Origin of the sequence: Nocardia sp. NPDC050630 (assembly GCF_044457245.1) — a bacterium.
GTDB lineage: Bacteria > Actinomycetota > Actinomycetes > Mycobacteriales > Mycobacteriaceae > Nocardia.
Window position 1 is genome coordinate 77,428 of record NZ_JBITGN010000001.1, and the last position, 21,122, is coordinate 98,549.

1 protein-coding gene (running past one end of the window) is annotated in these 21,122 nt (G+C 62.7%); it reads right to left on the minus strand.

The annotated features are described in order from the left end of the window. Positions 1-21,122, minus strand: the end of a protein-coding gene (locus ACIBG0_RS00315; RefSeq protein ID WP_397027849.1) for an MFS transporter. It continues 28,117 nt past the right edge of the window; the window shows 21,122 of its 49,239 coding nt (coding positions 28,118-49,239); the start codon falls outside the window, past its right edge; its stop codon occupies positions 1-3.

Here is a 21,122-nt window from a genome sequence, read left to right on the forward strand (position 1 = left end):
TCACCCAGTGCTGCGCTCGGCGAGAGACGTCCACTGTTCAAGTCTGGTAGGGATGGGCGCCCCAGACGAATGACCGGGGGGCGGGTCGCTGGGGAAAAGCGTCAAATCATCTCTCCCGGCCAACCACGCGTACGCACCGGGCTTGATCTCCTGTGCACCGAAATGACCCACTTCCTCTCCGGGAACCGTATATAGTCGACCTTGGCCTTGTGAAAGCTGTGCGGCGATTCTTTCGGCCTGCGCAGAGGGTGTGAATCCGTCCCCACTCGCAGTCCAGACGATAGTCGGACACTCGATGTCACCAATGTCGAACCCCCAGGGTCTGTCATTCCTGTACTCCTCCAAGCTATTAAGCCAGCCTTGATACCCGTTTTTCAAACCTTCAGCGAACTGTTTACAGAGATTTTCCGAGTGTTTTTCCACGATTTCCTGATCGATGCTGCCGAGCTTGTCCCGCGGAATACCAATTATCCCCATCGGATCAGTGGGATTTTTTAGGAAGTTCGCAAATTTCTGTGCAGTCGGTCCCTCGAACGACTTGTCCAAGCCGGCTACTTGCTGGGTCATACCCTCGTAGAATTTCTCTTTCATCAGAGCAGGAGGCGCGACGGGGACGAGGAGCCCGAGTCTGGTGACCCGATCGGGCAGTCCGGCTGCTACTGCCGCCGCGTAGGGAGTCCCGCCGGATCGGCCGACGACAGCGAACTTTTCGACTCTGAGGTGATTGGCGATCGCTTCGACATGCCTGGCGGCATCTGCAACCTTCAAACCCTCCTGCAGGTCGGATCCGCCATAGCCCGGGCGATCGTACGTGATCAGTCGCACATTCAGTTCTTCGAGCAGCTCGGGTGGGGCCGTGTCTACGCGGCTGCCCGGCGTGCCGTGGAGTTGGACTATCGGCGTCCCGTCTTCCGGGCCTTCGACACGGCACTGCAATTTGTGTCCGCTGGGGATGGTGACGACGAAATCTCCAGGATGCTCTTCCCCTCCTCGCGTTCCGGAATCCGGTGGTCCGCCGCCGGTGCCGGAGCCGCCTGGACTGTCGTTCCCGTGTGCGGAAGTGCCGCCGGTGGTTGTTTCGCTGCGAGGAGTGGTGACTTTATCGGAGAGCCGTTCGGAGTGCCAATACGGCACCGATGGTTCCGGTAGCTCATGCGGAACCGAGTCATAGTCCACGATGGGGTGGGGGAAATCATCGACTGTTACCTTGACGATGGCAAACGGCACAACCTCGGTAGTCGACCGCAGTTCCGGGAGTCGGTCTCTGCCCAGGGGCGTCGGCCAGCCTTCGGGGACCGGGGGGACGACAGCTTCGAAATATCGCCTGTCGATTACGTGGACATATCCTATGTAGTTATTCCAGTTACCTGTTCTTCCGCCGGTAACCAGGTACCGGAGATTGCCGTCCGTGCCCTCCTCATATCCGCATCGTGCATCTCTATCTTTGAAAAGTGCCAAGAATGTCGGAACATCGTATTCCGCGGAGGCGCATATGGCGGGATCGCCGTCACGATAGAATTTTCCGTTGGCGTCTTCCCATTGCATCTGACGCGGCTCCAGCCGGGCGATCGCGGTACCGGAGCCGTGGAAGACGATGTTATCGCCGTATCGGGCGACGAGATCAGCGAGCGCCTGATGGCCGGACAACATTATCGGGCCGTCCTTGCCCGCCTGTGGAATGTCCGTCGCGGCGCTGATGCGATCAGGATGATGAGAATTGCTTCCGACGGTATCTCTGTCGGGGGAAACGAATCCTCTGCGCACCGCCTCAGCCCCCGGCGCATCCGAATCCAGGACGGACCCGGTCGTTGCGGCGACGGGCTTGCCTGGTTCGACCGATCTGACATCATCTGGTTGCGCCGCGGAATTGGATCGGGTCGACGGCTGCGTGGCAGTATCGACCGTCGCCGCATCGGATTCTTCCGAGCCCTGGTGCGGCAGCTCGGCAGAATCCGCCTCACGGCGGAGCAGACGCAGGGTCTCCTGAAGCGCTTCGTCGGTGTCCCCGCGGTAGATGAGACACTCGGCAACGGCCTCGCTCATTTGCTGTCCCCGCAGGCCGGCGGGCAGGTCGCGATGGAGTGCGCTGAGTTGGTTGTGCAAAAGTCGGATTTCGCGCGCGGCCGTTTGTGGTGCCCAGTGCACCGGAAAGCGACGCGCGATCTCGTCGAGTACGTCGGCAGCCTGACCGAAATAGTGGAGTCCGGAGGTGTAGCGGCTGGTTTGATTCGTGACGTACATTCCCGCGAGGATTAGGCTCCACAGGTAGGGTTCGGCTACGGCGGCGAACGCTTTATCATCCTGTTTACGGTATATGGTTACGTTACTGTATGTCTCGGCTCGCTCGCGCAGCGTAGCAAAGATATCTACAAGTTCGGGCGCAAAGCTTCCCTGCGAATGCACCTGCAAGCTGATATCGGCTGATTCGTATCGGGTCTGAACCCGTGGACCGGACAATTCCGCGAGTCGCTGCACTGTCTCCTCGACGTTTGCGATCAAACGCTCACGGCGGGGGTCGTCCCGGCTGACACTGCGGGCGGAAACGACTTCCCTGGCCTCGTGCGCGGCTTCGACAATCTGTTCCAGATTGCGATGAATTTCCCAGAACGGCACCGGGAGGTGGTGTAGTGGGTGCGGCCTGGATCGCGGCCTGTTTACGGTGCCGATGCTGTCGAGTACGAGGCCCGCGCTGAGCCACATTTCATAGGCGACGGGCTTCCAGCCGGCGAGCATGAACAACATCTCGGACAGCGTTTCGTTGTTGAACATTCCCGGGTCGAGACCGAGTTGGCCCGGGTCGACGAATTGTTTTTCGAGTTCGCGTGCCAGCGCAATGGTAAGTGCGTTCAGTCTCCGCGCCGCGCCGGTCAACTCCGCGATCGGTGGTGGGTCGCCACGATGGAATGCCGCCAGGTGTCCAGTGACCTCTTCCCGTGTCTCGGTCATCAGCAGCCGAGCCTCATGGAAGGGCAGCGCAAAGGCCCACTCCTCGAGTTCGTCGAATGTGGCTGTGGTGAGGTCCGGCATTGCGATCTCGCCTCGCGATGGCAGCGCGCGGGGGATTTCTGCCGCGTCGGCGTCATGGCCTTGGGGCGATACAGTGGACAGGTCGCCGGGCGGGCTCCACTGCGCGGGCGGAATCGAAGCACCAAGGGCGTCGAAGATCTGTGTGCTGGGCACATCTGAGGCATGGGCCCATGTCGGTCTGGCGGTCGCAAAGGCGCTTCGCAATTCTTTGCCGACGAAGCGGATCTGCTCCGCGGTGAGTAGACCGTATTTCGCTGCCCGCCGCAGGCGGATGAGGTCGTGAATGATTCGCTGGATTTCGAAGAACAGAAAATATACATCCCACACTTTCGGCGAAGCCGATGTCTTCTGCCGCAAGCGCTGCGTGGCCGGTCCGGCCCCGGTCAAGTGATACATGCGGACGAAGTCGATGACACGGTCACCCGGCCTGGCCAGCTCCCAGTCCACCGCGACCACTTTCCCGGCTCGTGCACCACTCAGGATGCGGAGCAGGTTCCGAAAGTGCGCGTCGAGATGCACGACGGCGAACGGCGCGTGGATTTCCGACGACATGACGCCCGAATGGATCCAACGCAGTACCGGTTCGAAGGGCTTTTCCGGTATCCCCAGCGCCGTGAAGCAATCGTTGATTTCGGGGAGCGCTGCCCGGATATTGGACATTTCCTCGGCGACGAGTTCCTCGATGAATTTCCGGCGGTCCCCGATGCCCAGGAATGTCTGCCGGTGGAGAGTATCGAAAAGCTCGATCACCTCGTTGATCAGTTCTTCTGTCAGACCCCCATGCTCAATTGAATCCGCGAGCTGTTCGGAGTCCAGGTATTCCATGAGGACAACTTCATCGATCCGGCGCCCGTCGGGCATTTCGACGTTGTGGAATACCCGGTATACTCGTGGCACTGAGGGCTCATTCGCCTCGGCGAACTTCCGATAGACGCGCCATTCGACGAGCTTCGTCTTATCCAGATCGTCCGCAGCGGCCGTGGGAAAGCGCACCATGAACTGTGGCTTTCCATCGATGAAGCCGACGGGAACATTAGCGTTCTTACTCCCCTTCATAGCCGTTGCCAGCCTGTGAAGTCCTCTCTCGAGAAGTGCCTCGGCAATTTCCGCTGGCATGGCTTCGCCGGTTGTTCCGCCGATCGGCTTGTATCGATCGTTGGTACTCAGGCCGGGTATCGGACGCTCGGCTTCCGGTGCCGGACCGCTCGCATCCGCGTCGTCGTCGGTATCGACTGCGACCGCCGCCGCCAGTCGGCGCAGTGCGCGGCGTTCCAACTGCCGTGGTGGCTCGTCGAGCCGCATCCGGTTGGCTGTCTCGGTACGTGTCGAACCGTTCCAGAACCGGGCCATGAGGTAATCGCGCTCGACATCGGGAAGGGCCTCGATACCGCGTTCGACATCGTGCCTGGTCCGCCCGGGAGCCAGTGCGCGAGCCAAGGGATCGGCGGGGTCGACCTTCACGAATTCGACCAATGCGCGCAGCATGGACTGCCGGAAGAGTTCGAACCGAACGTGTTCGACCGCGCGATTGCGGGCGTGGGCGATAACTACTTCATGGTCGTTGTTCCCGTGGTCCGCGATCGCCTCCGTGGTGATGTCCTCGGCCGCTTCGGCGGAGCCTACGACCGCCTTCACCTGTTGAAATACCATGTTGTGCAGGGATTCGGTAGGCGTGCTCGGCGTGCTGGTTGGGCGTCGTTGGCCGATTATTTTTGCCAGATCGTTGGGCGTGAAGCGTTCCGATCGGCGAGTTGTGGATGTGTCGGGTGCCGGTGCGCCGGGCACCGGTCCCATCGGCCGCGGGGCAGGCGCCGCAGCGGTGGTGGTTATAAGTTCTTCGGGCACCGGGAAATGGATCGGCTCGAGGCCCCCAGATCTGCGCTGTTCGAAGCTGAAGCGCGGTTGCGTCGGCCATATCCATGCGGTTCGGTCTTCATCGTGCAAACCTTCGAAGATCGGGCCGGGGTCGGCCGGGAATTGCGCCAGTTCGATGGCCAACCGACGAAGCGTCTGCGCGAGTAGCGGGCCTTCCGCGGCCGCGGCCAGAACTTCCAGGCGCGCGAGGCTGACATTATCTGCTGCGACACGGCGCACGGTTGCCGCGGATGCTCCGAGTGGAGACCCGTACTGCAGATGCATGGCGTATTCGTCGGGCCACATCTCGAAGATCGCCGGATAACCGGCGCTGTTCGCCACCCGTACCCGCTCCGCGGAAAGTGGCCCATCATCCTCCGGAAAGAGGGTCCAGAATGCCTGCAGCAGCGGCTCGACAGCGGGGTCGGTCCGCACAATGTCGGGAACTGCGTACAACCAGGTCAGATCCATCGTCGCCGCGCCGGACGTTCCTGCTGGCCAGGAGAATCTATGAAGACGATGCCGTTCGAACAGTTGATGCGTCGCCAACCATTTCGCTGCGAATGCCGCGCGCCTCCTCGCAGTGTTGAACTGTTCCCGAGTGAGATCGCTCGGGCGGGTAATGCCGGTAGGAGCGTCAGTACGTACAGCGGCGCTGTGCGCCGACTCGACCGGGGCGTGGTTGCTCTCGGTCGGCTGCAGCGTGTGTGCTCTCGGCCTGATGTACCGATATGAACCTGAACCAGACGGAGGCTGCCAGTCGTGTACCGCGATCATTTTGGTGGGGAAGCGGGTGTGCAGGGCAGCATCGATCATCTTCGAAATGTCGTCGGCCTGTGGAGGGGCGGTGTACTCGAAGCTGAGATCGGTGCTATCCGAACTGTAAAACCGGATCCATGCATGGGCGTTCCCGTACGGGTCTAGTGCGTACTCGATCCGGCAGTCGACCGGAGGATCACCGGTTCCGGTATCGATGGTGATCAGTCTCGAATGCCGGGGCCCGTCTCCGAGGTCCCGCTGTCGCATCGTTTCGGAGGCGTGCAGAATCAGTACACCGGATCGGTACTCCGCGCTGACGACACCCCCGTTGATGCTGAGCGGACGCCCACGGGTTTCCGGCTGGGACGCCCGCGAATCGACGACGAGCACGCCGGATACCACATCCTCCTCGGGGCTGTCGGAGTGCGGATTTCTCGCGATCCGGGCACCTGGCGGCGGCGGTTCTTCAGGGCTGGTTTCCAACTGGTGATGGAGTTCGAACCAGGCGGAGTGCCGAATACCGCCGTCAGAGTAATCGGTGCCATGGTCATCGGAGAGGGCTCTGAGCGCCACGGTGGGCTGGTGTTCAGACGGCGTCTCGGCGCCGCCCGGCGCGGTGGTAGTGACCACCTCGATGCGCGTTTTGCGAATGTCCTGCGCGTCCGTCGCCGTCACGACGGCCTCGATCCGACTATTCGGTTGCTGTCTCGCTTTCACCACCAGCTGGGTGAACAGTACGTTCGCCGCCGCGACCTGCTCGTCGGTGAGCCACGTGAACCGTTCACCGAGCAACCGCAATAGTTGGTCGCGTGCCGGATAGGCGGCACTTACTCGTTGGTCCTGGTTCTCGGGTATATCGCTAGCGTCGCGGACGACGAACTGTTCATGAGCATGCGGCGACGGTGCGCTGGGGGGTGCTGACGGAACGTGCTCCACCGGGCTCGTGGTGGGTTCGACGGACGGTGGTGGTGCCGCTGGTTGGCCGTCGTGGCCCGGTTCCTTTGCGCCCGAGGCATTTTCGTTCGACTGTTGCGGGACTTGCCGGTGTGGTTCGTCCCAGTGCACGGCGTCGCCGGGAACATCGTCGTTGTGGTGGAAAGCCAGGAACTGGTTCGCGAGTTGCCGCGGCCGATTAAGACCGACTAGGCGGTGGCGTTCGGGGGCGAATGGGTTGTCCCCGGGGTGCTGGAAGGGCTCGGGAACGGCGGCGTTGTGACCGGGGAGTGTTCCGGAGCCGCCGTTAACGGGCTCGGATGGGTCGGTTGGCGGAGCCTGTACCGGCGGATTGCTCATTCCGCGAAGGAGGGCGAGAGTCTGATCGAACGCGTCGGCGATCGATGTGTCGGCGGCGAGTCGATCGAATGCGGTCGTGCCCAGCGATCGTGTCCACATACGCCTCGGCCTGATGTGTTGCAGCGTCTCTAATTGTTCGTGCAGTTCGTGTGCGGCGGCCGAGGCCGCCTGCGGGACTTGGTGTCCTGGCAGGCGCACCGCGATAGCGCGCAGTGTCTCGGAAAGACGACCGAGATGCTCGAGACCGGATGTGTAGTCGGTGCTCCTCATCAGGTAATACCTCGTTATGCTGACCAGGCATGCCAGATACGCCGCAGATGCGGCGGCGAAGTCTCGCTCCGACTCATCACGTGCGCGAGCGAATGCGGTGGCCAGGTCTGGCAGGCGACCGAATGCATCGGCCACCGCGGGATCGAGTCCTGTCGCCGTCCCCACCTTGTGCAGGTAGGTGTCGGCGACATCGGTGTAGAAACCGAGTTCCCCCATCCAACTCGCCATGGCCATGCTCAGCGCGGATTTCATTTGCTCGAGATTCGCTGCCTTTCGATTTGTCATCCGGGACGGAGTGGATGTTTCTTCGGCATGTACTGACTCGGTCAACCGCTCCAGCTTGTGCGCAAGCTGCCCGGCCCATACCGAAAGTTCATGGAGATTAGGCGGTGGGGCATTGTGCAGCCGGAGACTTCCGATGCAGTCGAAAACCGTGCGAGTGCTGGCTTCCATTTCGCGGACGATCGGCGTCCAACTCGCGAGATAGTTCGCGATTTCGGCCAGGGCTGCGTCGTCGAGCAATTCTACATATTGTGCATCGCCGAGGAATGCTATTCCATCGGTGATCCTCTCCCACAGGACAAAGGTGATCGCATTGAGCGCACGTGCCGGTCCGATTGCGTCATCGGGCAATGGCAATGTGCCACTATGAAGGTCTGCGAGGGCCTGGGCGACCTTGGTGCGTTGTCCAGCCATGACCATTCGAATCTCGTCGAAGCGCACCTGGTGGGCCCAATGCCGGAGTTCGTCGAACGGCGCGTCGATGAAATCGGGCTCCTCGGTTTCAGCCGGTGCGGGCGGACCGAGGACGACATAGAGGGGCTCGTAGTCGAGGGCCAGTGCCTCGGCGCTGGTTATCTCCGCGGGATGTGGACTCCAGACTCCGATTGCTTCGAAATACTGCCGTATGGACCGGTAGGTCCGGATTCCCTGGCTCTGTCTGGCCGCCCTGAAGGCCTTCGCCAAGTCGGTTGCGGCGAAATGGATCATCTCGGGAGTGAGCAGACCGAATGCCGCCGCGCGTGCGTGCCGAACAGTGTCGGTGATGGTTCTCTCGATCTGCGAGAGCAAATCGTACATTTCGTCGCGGTCGGTCTGGGGAAGGAGCCGTCGGAGTAGGTCCGCGTTCGGCCCGGACCCCTCCAGGAGCCGGAGACGGGCCCAGTCGAAGGCGCGGTCGCCCGGCCTGGCGAGTTCCAAGTCCAGGAGTGTCACCGTGCTGTCGACAGCGTAGAGAACATTCCTGAAATGTGCGTCGGTGTGTATGAGAGCGGGTTTAATTTTCGCGCCCGGCCGCACCATGCGCAGAACAGGTTCGTATGGATTTCTTGGTATACCTATAGCCTCGAAGACATCGCCGTAGTATTCGCTTTCTCGGCGGAAGATATCCATTTTCTCATCGACCAGCCTACGGACAAAGCTGTCGAGACTGAGTTCCGCGTTGGTACCTGTCTGCTCATGAAGTTTCGCGAGACTGGCGACCACAATAGCGATCGGCTTTTCCGGCAAATCATCGATCAGACCGGCATTGTCCACGAACCCCTGGATCTGTACACCGTCGACGATGGTTCCGTCCGGCAGTACGACACCGTTCATGATGTAGTACAACCGAGGAATCTTTACCTCGACCTCGCGCTCGGCGAGCCATTCGATTACCCTCGGTTCGGAAGTGAGTCTGGCGTCCATATTGTCGGCGCCCGGCTTCCGTATACGCACCAGAAACGCGCCGACCCGGATATTCAGATTGTAGTTTCCGTCCAATGCCGCGGGCAGGTTGCGCAATGCTTCCGCGATGATCGCCTCGGCCATCTCATGCGGCATGTCGATGCCGTCTTTCCCGCCGAGGAACCGCAGGTCTTGTATCGCGGGACCAGGGATCACGGGGGTGGACGCTGGCGCCGGTGCAAGCTCGGATACCAGGCTGTCCTGCTCTGCCCGCGCGGCGGTCGCCGCCAGTTTCGTTGCAACGCGCCGGAGTGCGCGGCGCTCCACCGCCCACGGAGCCTTGTCCAGGCCAAGCCGATCGGCCGCTTGTCGACGCGTCAGCCCGTCCCAGAATCTCGCCTCGAGAAAGCGGCGTTCATCAGGTAATTCATCAAGGCACAGCTCCAGATCTTTCCTGCTCGCCTCAGCCAGGGCGCGAACCATGGGATCGGATATATCGACCTTCGCATCGATCATGAGCGCGACCAGCAGCGCCTGCCGGAATCGGGCGAAGCGCACATGATCCACTGCCAGAGTGCGGGCAACGGTGAGCAGCGCGTCGGTGCCCTGCTCACCCGCCTGCGAAAATGCCTCGGCCGTAATGTCCTGTGCGACGAGTTCGGCACCTACCAGTTCTCGCACTGCTTCGAGCACAATCCGCATGGTCAGCGCATCGGGGTGGGCCGGCTCTTCCGCCGTATCGGCGGACTCGTGCGGTCGCTGGGCTGAGGGACTTACCGCTTCGGTGCCGATCTGCTCGGGCTCGCTCGCCGTAACGGTGTCCTCTGGGCCTGGTGCGACGCTCTGGTCGGTGGGTGCGTCCTCTGGTGGTGTCGGTGGTTTGCGCTGTTGTCCAAGTTGGTCGAATGCGTGTCCCTCGGGGTTGGGGCCGATGGCGTTGACTACCGGGTTGAGGTGCCCGTGGGCGAGGCGTCTGGGATGTTTCGGGGTAGAAAGGTCGAGCACCGCCGGGTCGATGCCGCCGTCGAAATGCAGCTCTGGTCCGTGGGGGTCGCCGAGTCCGGGCGTGCCTGTGGCGCCCCGCGGCCGCTCGGGATTGGTTGCTGGCCCCTGACGGTTCTCGCGCGGCTGGTCTGCCACCGGTCCGGCAGAAGCATCGTCTAGCGGTGATTCGGTTGTCGCACTTTGGATTTCACGGTCGAAGCGGGTCTGCCATTGCGCGTCGGTCTCGCCATTGGCATCGGGGTAGTGCGCGCCTTGCGTCAAATCCTCGAGTCGCAGCGACAGGCCTTCCAAGTACGCGTCGACCAATTCGACCCGGGTATCGTCGATCGGCTTCTCGGTTTCCCAGGTGCCGTCGAGATCCTCGGCGCTCACCTCCTTCATCTGGGCGTGCAGGTGCAGTTTGACCAGCCCGTCCAAAGTGTCTACATAGCCGAGCATTTCCGGGTCGGAATTATCGGTGTACGTCTGTCGCAGCTCGGCGACCGCGCGACGCCATTCGCGTGGTGTCCGTGTGTCGTGTGGATATGGCAGGCCGAACCGGTCGGCCAGATCGTCGCGAAGCTGTTCGAGAAGCCGCAGCACATCGATGGGTTCGCGAGTGGGCGGCACCGCGTCTTCCGCGTTCGCGGCTATCTGCTCGAAGATCCGGCTCACACCCGAGTACCAATCCCAGCGGCGGAGATCGTCGTACTCGGACTCCGATGCACGGATTCGCTCGCGGATGTCATTCAGTTCCGAGGGCGGAACATGATGCTTGATGTATGTGGCCAAGCCGTTCTTGATCGCCCAGAAATGATCGCTGAATCCCTTCGGTTGCGGCCACTTCTCCTGATATGCGTTGCTGTTATCGATCGGCACTATGTGGAATCCGTGCGCGAGCAGCCAATTGCCGCCCTCATGACGATCCAATGGGCGGATCAGCATGTCGCCCAAACCTTGGCGCATTGCCGCGGGGGTCGGGAAATACTCGCGCCACCCGTCTTTCCCATGCCAAAACAGCTTGTTCGCCGGAATCCCCGGCACATATTCCACCATCAGCGTGAGGTCGTCGAGGCGCAGCACCTCCGGAGCCCGCGTTCCGACATCGCGGAGTGTCCGCGCACCCAATTGCTCGGCATCGGCGTGATCCTTTTCTCGGACCTTCTTCAGGACCGCCCGATAACCATTCCGGTAGATGATCAAGTAGACCGATGCCGACGAGGTGTGATGATCTCTAGTCTCCAGACGGATTCGCGCGACCTCACCCCGGGCATGCGCTTCGGCCAACTTCTCGGCGAACGATCGCTCATCGGCGAGGTCGTTCAGCCATGCCTTGGCCTCCCGGTCGGCCTCACGGGAGTCCGGACGGTCGACGTAGTACTGCATCGCCGACTCCGGCTCAGTGTGTTCGCCGGATACCGTTTCCACGGTCAGCTGGGCACTATCATCGATCAATACCTGAAGGTATTCGATCGGGATCCCTTCCTCTGCCATTCGTTCGCGCAACCCCGGTGTCAGCTCGTCTGCCAGGTTCTGTTGACCGCGTAGTGGCGATGCGACCACGATGCCCTGGCCGGGCACTACGCCGAATCCCTCGATCCGGTGACCGTCATCATCCAGAATCGGTTCCGCGCCCAAAGCCGTAAGCACATCCCTGGCGGCCAGAACCGCCAACGCGGTGCGCACCTCGTGAACATAGTTGCGAGCGGATTTGATATGCGGTTTCAGCAATTCGAAATGCTCGGCTGCCTTGGGCACCAACGCCTCGTCGCGCAGCACCAGGGTCGCGAACCCATCGACAACAAGCCGCCGTAACGCCGCATCGAACCGCCGCTGCTGCCTGGCCTGCAGATCCTGGACCACCTGCTCGACGCCCTCGACCTCCTGGCGATACGCGTGCTCGGTTTTGATCCCGAGATTGCGAGCAAGTCGCAACCCTTCCTCCGCCACCTCCGCCGCCTCGCGCTCAGCGGTCTGGAGCGCTCGGCTCAGCTCCGGTGCCAACTCAAAGGGCACCTGGTCGGCCCTGTTCGGCTGAGCGGGTTTATCCGGACGCGCGGCATCGCCGGGAGCGGTCTGAGCCTGGGGAGGCGCTGCCGGTGGTTCGTCTGCGTCCTGACCCCATTCCTGGCCGCTATGCGGGTCATGATGGAAAGCGACTCCGCCGTCAGGGATTCGGGCGAATCCCGGCCCGCCCACGCGCGGTCGGCGGGGTCCGTGTCGGGCGGGTAGATCGAGTGCGGCTCGTTGGTCGAATTCATGGAAGCGGACTACGGGCCCTGGCGGGTTGCCGCCGCCCGCACCGTGCCTGGCGGCATTGTCGGATGCCGCGCCACCCTTGGTATCGCGCGACGTCGTGGTTGCGTTTGGTTTCTGCTCCAGAGCCGCCTCGGCGGCCGAGTCTTTGTCCTGGGCGGTATCGGCCGCTGGATCAGCTTCGTCGAGGCCAGGGACGCTCATCGCTCCGATCGGAGCCGTGGGGTTGGCGGGTTTGCGCCTGCGCGACGGGGGCCCTTCCTCGGGCGCAGACTTAGCGGCGCCATTGTCGGCTGGGCGTTCGGGATCGGGTGTCGACTCGGCCTCGGAATCCGTTGCTGGTGCCGGGTATACGTGGTCGGCCGCCCAGCCTGTCGCGGCGCGCACTGTGCTTGCGATCCGGCCGGTGATGCCCCCGAAGATGTGCTGTCCCGTCGCCAGGAGCATCTGCCCGGATCGTCCGGGAAGCAGACCGGCGATGCTTTCGACGATATCGTTCGCGGTGCCCAACACGAACTCCGTGCTTTCCCGCAGGACGGTGCTCAGCAGGTACTTGTCGGTCACCGCCATCAGGTATTCCTCGGCCGGGCGAGAGCCGATTCTCGACCAGATGAAGGCGCAGTCGACCCGAGCCCGCAGGTATTCGTCGCTCTGAGCCTCTAGCCAGCGGCATCCCGGATAGAACCCTGCCGACCACAGGTCGTCCTTCAGGTGCTGGATCCAGAACGCGTACTCTTCATCGGTGATCACCCCCCGCGCGCGGGCGTCGTCCATCAGCTCGATGTCGGCGTCCAGCATCGGCCTGCCGGAGAAGTACTGCATGATGCCGGCCGCGATCAGCAGCAGTTGCGGGAGTTCATCGTTCGAGGTGGCGCGCTGCCAGCTCTGCCACCTTGTCTCGTCGGTGGAATCCCGGCGGCTGGCCTCTTCGGGGGCGCCTACCGGCTTGGTCCGGAACTTCCAGACCGGGATGGTCTCGCCGTCCCTCGTGATCTTCACCTGCGTGAAGAACAGTGTGCGCCAGTCGATCTTGTGCTCGTGGACAAGTTGATCGATCGACGAGCCGGTCACGTTGATCAGCGCAAGTGTCATGTACACGGGGAAGCGCTGGATCAACCGGGCAAGTTCCAGGAGATCCTTCTCGGTGAGCTCCACGTCCCGCAGTTTGTCGATATCTTCCTTGAACAATGCGTGGAACCAGTCCCGCCGATTACTGACCCAATCGGCCCCGAACGGTGACCCGTCTCGGGGCATCGGCATCTTCAGCAGGTATTCGAATCCCTCAGGGTCGATCGCCACCACTCGCTTGATCGCGTCCTGCACGGGGCGCCAATACTTGGGTCCGGGCGCGACGTTCTCGGCGCCGGGATCCATGATCGTCAGTCGGGCGCTGGTTGATCCGTGGTTCGGCTGGTCGGTGTCTTCGTCGTGCTGTGCACCCGGATCGGTGGTAGGTGGCTCGTCAGTCGTGTCCAGCGCGGGCAACTGCTCCGGAAGAGGCTGGATGCCAAGGTCGTTCGGCGGTACAGCTGGTGTCGCGTCAGTCGGTGGCCGAGGTGGTTCGTCGCCATTGCCACCGCTCCCTCCTGGGGGTGCGGGTGGCGCAGGGCCTGGGTCTGGTGCGGCGGTTTCAGGTGCCGCACCCGACGTGCTCTCCGAGTCTGTGGTGGATGTTCGGCTGCTCCACGGCGTTCGCCTGCCGGATGTAGCCTCCCGTTGTGACGTAGTCGGCTCCGTCGAAGTTCCGGGCGCGCTGCGGGTGGCGAGCCATTCCCGCGATGTAAGGGCCGGTCGTGGACGTGCGAACCAGTCGCGTATGGCGCGATAGAACACGGTGACATCGGAGCCGGTGATGATCGCGTCATCCACCAAGCGGACGTCAGCCATCCGCAGCCCGTGCACGATCTCATGCAGCGAGTGATGGTGCGGCATCATGAAACCCATTGCCGCACCGATGAAGTCGTGCCCAGGAAAGCCTATCGGCAACAAGTTGGTGTACGCGACCAACCGGGTCGCGCTGCCCGAAGGTCCCGCTGTCAGCGCAAACCGGCGGTCGACGGCAATCTTCTGGAACAACGGATCGTCGGTCTCGAACTCGACCAGTGCTGTACCAGGGCGCCAAGGCAGTGAGACCGAGTATCGGGAGGGGTCCAGTTCGAGAGCCATTGCGGCGCTTACCGGTTCCGCCTCGTGAAAGACCCGCACGCAATCGACGACGGCATATCCTGTCGAGTCGAACATTCGCCTGCTGTGCTCGTCGTAGCGGTAGAGCGGCAGTACATCCGTGATAGTCGGATCGTCGGACCGCAATTGCACTAGCAGTTCTTCCACGTCGACCCGGCCGCGGGGATCGTGCGGCAGCGCTATTGTCGCATCCAGGATGCTGATTTTTCGGGCGATGAGCATGCCGGACGGAATGGCTTCCAGTTCCCGTTCCGATACGGGCATCGACAGCATCGCGTATTCGGCCAGATCGAGACTACGACGCGCCATCTCGTCGGGCGCGCGGTTGTGCGTCAAATTGTTGCGCTGTGTGTATTCGGCGAGGAGTTGCGCGACGACCGGATCCGTCGGTTGCACCAAGTGAGTGACCTCGCGGAAGTCCAGGGCTGTAATCGGGTCATCGCGTTTCTCGGCCAGCATCGACTCCCGGATGGCACCCAATGCGGGAATGTTCAACCCGATAGCCGCTGCCTGTGCCTGCCAATCCGGTTGATTCAACAGCCTGGCGAGGCCATCGGCCAGTGTGGTGCCCGAGCGGGTATGCGACAGCTCCGCATTGCGGATCATGGCGTTGAGCACTGCGGACATCAACTCGCGCAGATTCCCGACGCGCCGAAGTTCATCCAACGACACGTGACGCGGCACCGCGCCACCCCACTTCACGTTCTCATACGCATAGAACGCGTCGTCGATCTGGTCGGGAGAAGCGTCTGGATGCAACTGCACGAGTACTTCGCGCAGGCAGTCCAGCACTTCGATCACGGCCACCCGGCTGCGCGGATCGTGGTACAGCGAGCGCGCCAGTGCGACCTCATCTTGCGTGCGCCGGTGCCGCCAACCGGGTTCGGGCGGCTGTACAGGGGTGACATCGATCTGTTTTGCCGCATCGTCGCCGGCAGCGGCGGGCCGGGCTTCCGGGTCGGCTGTGGGCTGCCTATTGCGAACCCCGTTTACGGGGTCGTCCGCGATGTTGTTGCGTTGGACGGCCAGGAGCGGGTTCATGCGGCGGGCCCGACGGTTCCAGCCGGCGGCGCGGAAGTGTGTAGGGGCGAGCGGATCGCGTTCAGTGCGATTTGTTGCGGGTTGTTGTGTTCCTCCCGGTGGTGTCGGTGCTGTCCCCTCGGTCTCGGATTGCTGGCCCCGCGGTGCCGCTATTCCGTGCGGCGATCCGCCGCCGGGCGGTGCCGGAGGGTGCCGGAGACGCGTGTCCTGCGGGTCGGTCGTCGGAGGGATCCCTATGGCGGTCGGGGCTGCGGTGCGAATAGATCGTTCGCTGCGGTGCGCGGCCTCGGCGGCCGAGTGTCCAGGCTCCAGCATCGAATTATCTTGTTGCGCAGCCGCTTCCGGCGCCGATTCGGGACTGTCGGAATCGTGCCGTTTTGCGATCGCCGTCAGCACCGTCGCGCCACCGACCTGAAAGCGTCCGGAGAACAGCGTTCGAGAGGAGACGCCGCTCTGATCGATCGCCGGACGCACCTCGAAGGAACCGGATTCGGGATGCGCTGGATCGGGTCTGAGAGTGATGTCCACGTCACCTGGACGGACCTCGGCACCTGTCAGCCGGGACTGCAGGTCGATGGCGTTGTCCTCGGCCGAAGCCAGCACTTGATCCCAATGGATTCCGGGGTGTGCGGACGCGAGGTCTTGCACGAGCAGATTTTCACCGTGTCGTGCGCTGCCCGGCCGCGCCGTGTTGCGGACCGGCACATGATCTTTGGCGTCGAGACCGATGGCACGGTACACCTCGCCAGGCCCGACCGCTATCGCGGCGTACCTACTGGTCCCGGTGACGTCACCCGCCAGGCCTGCCGGCCAGCGCGGTGCCCCGTTCGGCGCTGTCGGGATGGGCTCGTTCTGCAGCCCCAGAGCGTGCAGCATCCGGTCGGCGCACAAGCGCAGTGTCAGCGCCGGGCCGTGTTCGCTGTCGAGGATTTCTGTGGTGTGCACATCTGGGGGCAGCAGGTGCCGGATCAGGGGTTGGCTCGGCATCTCCGCAAGAACGCTGGTTGCACCATCGGATATCGAATCGACGGACGTTTGCTCGGGTGGCTCGGATGCGTTGGAACTGTCGCCATAGACGATTCCCAGCCGCAGTGCCTTCATGGCCATCGGTATCGGCTCGCGGACGCCGAGTTTCTCGCCGATGCGTGCACGGTGGCGCTCGACGGTCTGTCGAGTCACTTTGCGTTTGCTGGCGATCTGATCGTTGGTCCTTCCTTCAGCGATCAGCTGGAGCAACTGGATCTCGTCCTCGGACAGATCGAAGTCCGTCGATGTCGGCGTATCGGTAGTCGTGAGCAGGCCCCGGCGACTGGCCTCGACCACCGTGGCAATGACGCCCGCGGTATTCAGCTTCCTGGCCGCACTGATGTTGTAGTTCGAGACGGTCCCAGGACTCAATCCCAGTCTCACGGCGATCTCATCGCGTGACAGGCCTTCGTAAGTCAGCTGTAGCACCTCGAGTTCACGAGGAAGCAGCCCGGTTTCTTCGCTCGGCTTGGCTCGTTGGCGAAGCTCGCTCGTCGATTCCGTAGCGCTTTCCAGTGCATCGTGCCCGGCAGTTTCTGGATCGTGCTCGACTCCCCGTGTGGCGCGCGGCGTATGTCGTTGCGTTGGCGGCAGCGCCTGACGGGAATCGTCGCGGTCCGCTGTGACCGGGTGTTTCGGCGCATCCGGTCCACCGGTCAGCTGCCTCGGCCCGACTCCCTTGCCGGTCTGCGGCAACAGGTGGCCGTACTCGAAGGTCTGGTCCCCGTCGATGAAGCTGCGGGTAACGACGCGGGTGAATCCGTGTCCGAGGGCGGCTTCGGGGATGCCGGTGACCGATTCCATCCACAATATTCGAGTTCCCTTGGGGGCCAAGCATATTCCGACATCAGCGAAATCAAATCGGTTGGACGGAAGGTGGCCGATTTCGGCGGCGCTGTAGCCGGGATGCCAGGCGGCCCCGATGGTCCCGTCCGATATCAGCGGGATCGTGACGAACATGTCGCGGTCGGAGCGGCGGTGATGCATCGTTTCGTCGACACGGTAAACATGCCGCGCCGCATCGTCATCGGCGCCACGTTGCTCTTCGGGAGTGGTCAAGAAGGCATTGGGCGCTGTATAGCCCAGCGGACTCTCCGATACCGTGCCCTTGATCCAGGCGAGGGATGCGCGCACCGGCTCCGAAAAATTCTCGTTCCAGTACTGCCGGGCGAATTCGACGGCCTGCTCACGGGTTTCGAACACCGATGCCGTCGCGGACAATTCCGCAAGGGCCACTTCGTGTTTGCGTTGCGGTGGCAGTGCGTTGAATTCGTCGTCGGACATCAGTTGGCGGTACACGAACGGCCCGTCGTCTACGTGCCGCGCGGACTCCGAGGTGGGGGCGGCTCCCTCGTCGGCCATGATTCGTCCATGTAAGACCGGGGTCTGCGCATCGAGTCGTCGGATCTCGGCGTCGAGCCGGTTGACTTCGTCAGCATTATTCACCAGGGTGTTGAGCTCCAACAGGTCCCCGGCCAGGGCGGCCACCTCGGGATCCGGCCCGATCGACAGTGTGTCCAGCCGTTCCGCGTCCAGATCATCTGCGCGCTCTCCGTACTGGACCAGCCTATCGCGTACGGCGTCGCGCTCCTGCCGCAACTGTTCCAGTCGTGGTGACGCCTGGTCCGGCTGCGCGGGGTTCACTTCCAATGCGGAGGGGTCGACAACGTCACGCATCTCGCCTGCGGCGTCGCGCATTTCGCGCGCCTGCTCACGTTGCCGGACCAGCCGTGCCCGTCGTGCGGGCAGATCCTCTGCCTCGGCGGAGCGGGTATCGGTCGGTTCCTGTGCTGGCGCGTCTACTTCAAGTGGCGTGGGGGGTTGTTCGGCGGGGCCCCATTCGCGGCCGCTATGCGGGTCATGATGGAAAGCGACCCCGCCGTCCGGAATTCCGGCGAATCCGGGCCCGCCCATACGCGGACGGCGCTGTCGGTTCGGGGCGGGTAGATCGAGTGCGGCATGGATGTCGAACTCGTGGAAGGGGACTGCCGGTCCTGACGGGTTTGCCTGACGCCCGCCGCCAGGACCGGTGCCGTCGCTCCCGCGCTGTGGGATGTCCGTAGTCGGTACTGGGGCGGTGGGTTCGTTGTCTGTACTTGCTCGCATCGCACGGTCTGTCAGCCAGGTGTCGCCGCCACTGTGCATTGCGATGGGCTGCGCGATCTCGCCGACGTCCCGGACCGCGTCAGCGGGCGTGGCGGGCGTGGCACCCGGTTGGTCGGGTTCTGGTTTTCCGCGCTGTGCGCCACGGTTGGGGGGTGTGGGTGCCATGGGGTGCGCGGCCGGCTTGTCCGTCTCGGGACTCGGCGTCGCTGCCAGGCGTCCCGCGGCTTCGACAACAGTGGGATCGTCGGTCAACGGGGGTGCGGTTGTGAGACCGAGCCGTTCGGCTTCGGCGGCGGCCTGTGCGACTAGCGCGTCGTGCACCACGTGTTCGCCCGCTGTTGGTGTCAAGCCGTCGACTTCAGCGGCGACGGCTGCTTCCGCCACGATTTCCTCGATATTGAAATCCGTGCTGCTGGACCCGTAAGTGCTGAATTCGCCCGGCGGCAACTGCAGGTGACCGTGTTCAATCAATTCGGTAAATTCCGGGAAATGTGAGCGCAGTTTCTCGAAGATACTCGTCTCGGCACCGCCCGCCATGATCTTGCGCAGCCGGTGCGTCAGCTCGTGAATGGTGAGGCAGTACCACGCCCGATCGGGATTGGCCCGCGACTCGCCCGCGGCCACCATCGCGGCCATCTCGCGCTGTAGCAACTCTGGCGCGGTGGCCCACTGTTCGTTGATTTCGACGACCTTATCCGCCGTCGTGTGGGCGAGCGTTTTCTCCGGTAGCGGGATACTCTGGAACTCGGGTTTGCCGATTATCGGAAACCTGGTGATCATGTGGATAGTGCCGTCGATGATTTCGCGAATGGTCCGCGCGCTTATTCCTGGGTTATCCAGACCGATCAGCTGAATCTCGTGCTGCGCGCGCGCTGTTGCGATCATCGCGTTCTTGATCGCCTGTTCGCTGGGGGTTACTGGATGATATTGCGCCGCAAGCGCACGCCGCCGATTCCGCACCTCGGCGTCCTCGGCAGCCGCGCGTACCGACCCGTGATAAAGGATCGATTCCGGCATTGTTGCCGTGGCCGGATCGTGCTCCATCGCCGCGAAGGCTCCAGCCTTGGCGTTGGCAATGTCGAACTCGCCGGTGATCTTATTCTGGCCGTAGGCCCGGAATTGACCGTTTCGCCATAAATTGAAACCATCCGGGGAATAGTCATTATTCGTGACTCGATAATGGTTGATCAATGTGCTAATCGCGCGGTCGCGCATCCGGCCCGCATTATCGACAATATAGCCGAATTCCCGCAGGATCAGTCCGAGTTCTGGTCGATCGACCGAACCGACCGCCTTCCCGCCACGAACCATGTGTCCCCAGGTCGTTTTGAACAGTTCGGGGCTGCTGATGATCGAGTCGCTCAGCGTGAGTGATCGTGTATAGGGTGAGTATCCCTCGTCGCTTCCTGCGACATGATCGCTCGTCGCGAAAAGCCGCTGGCCGTCGGTAGGTCCGAATCCGAACTGATGCAATTCGAGGTGGGGGTACTTGGTCAACATCGCATGCCCCGCCCGCGCGAACTCCCTGGCCGACTCGACATCGAACTCTGGGTTGTCGAATCCGATGACTCTGAGTCCATGTATTTGCGTCAATACTGCGGCAACCTCAGCGGCAGTGGCACACTGCTCGAACGGATCGGTCGCCGAATTCGGTGCCTGCGCGTCCAGACCGAGGGATATCGGCCGGTCCACCGTGACGAGGCCGACCGCCGCGCGGACTACTTCCCGATCCAGTTCCCGCTGCTCCTCGGAGAACCCGGGATCTTCATACGGCAGTCGCTGTTCGTCGCTGGCGGTACGCCAGTTTCGCTGAACCCAACCGTCGTGGACCTTGCTGCTGGCCTGCTCGAGAAATTCGGCACCGGCGACATCGACCCCGGATCGCACCCCATCGAGCACCAGGGACAGCGCAACCTCGGCCGACTGCAGGCCATCCCATTGCACATCCCGAGGCAGATCGAAGAAATCGGTGCCGAGGAACTGCTCCGGGACACCTAGAGCCTCGCCCAGCCGCGATGCCAGCATGACGACACACGATCGGGGGACGGCAGTATGCGACAGTGTGATCAGGTTCGGGTGTGTGCCGTCGGTCGCTGGTTCCGTTGTGCTGGAGGGTGTTTCGTCAGTGTGAATCCGGGGGACATCGACAGCGGGCGTCTCGCTCTCGGTCGCCGCAGCGGTGGGGGAGTCGGACGTCGGCGGGTTGTCGTGCGGTTCCCGGTCCGTCGATCCACACGTTCCGACGGCGGGCTTGCCCGGTTCAGCCGACCGGACGTGGGGTGCACCGCGTCGGAATCCGGTGTATTGGCCGTCGGTTCTGATGAAATAGGCTTCGATCGCTGATTCGTGGCTGCCGGTCTGCTCCTCCGCTGTCGTCAATCGACCGTTGCTCGCGCGCATTTCGGCCGTGACATCCTCGCCTTGCTGTCCGTTGAGGTAGCGAATGGTGCCGTTGTCATTGACCACGTTCACCGCATGTCCGGTCGGCTGATTGTTTTCGTCCAGATCGGAATGGTCGTAGTAGACGATGATGCCGCGTGCCAGCTGGCCGCCGTCGATCAATTCGTGCTCGAGGTCGGTCAAGCTGTGGACGGTCTGGAATCTGGTGTGGTAGTGGGCCTCGACAAAGGGAAGGTGATAGCGGCCGTCGGAGTCAT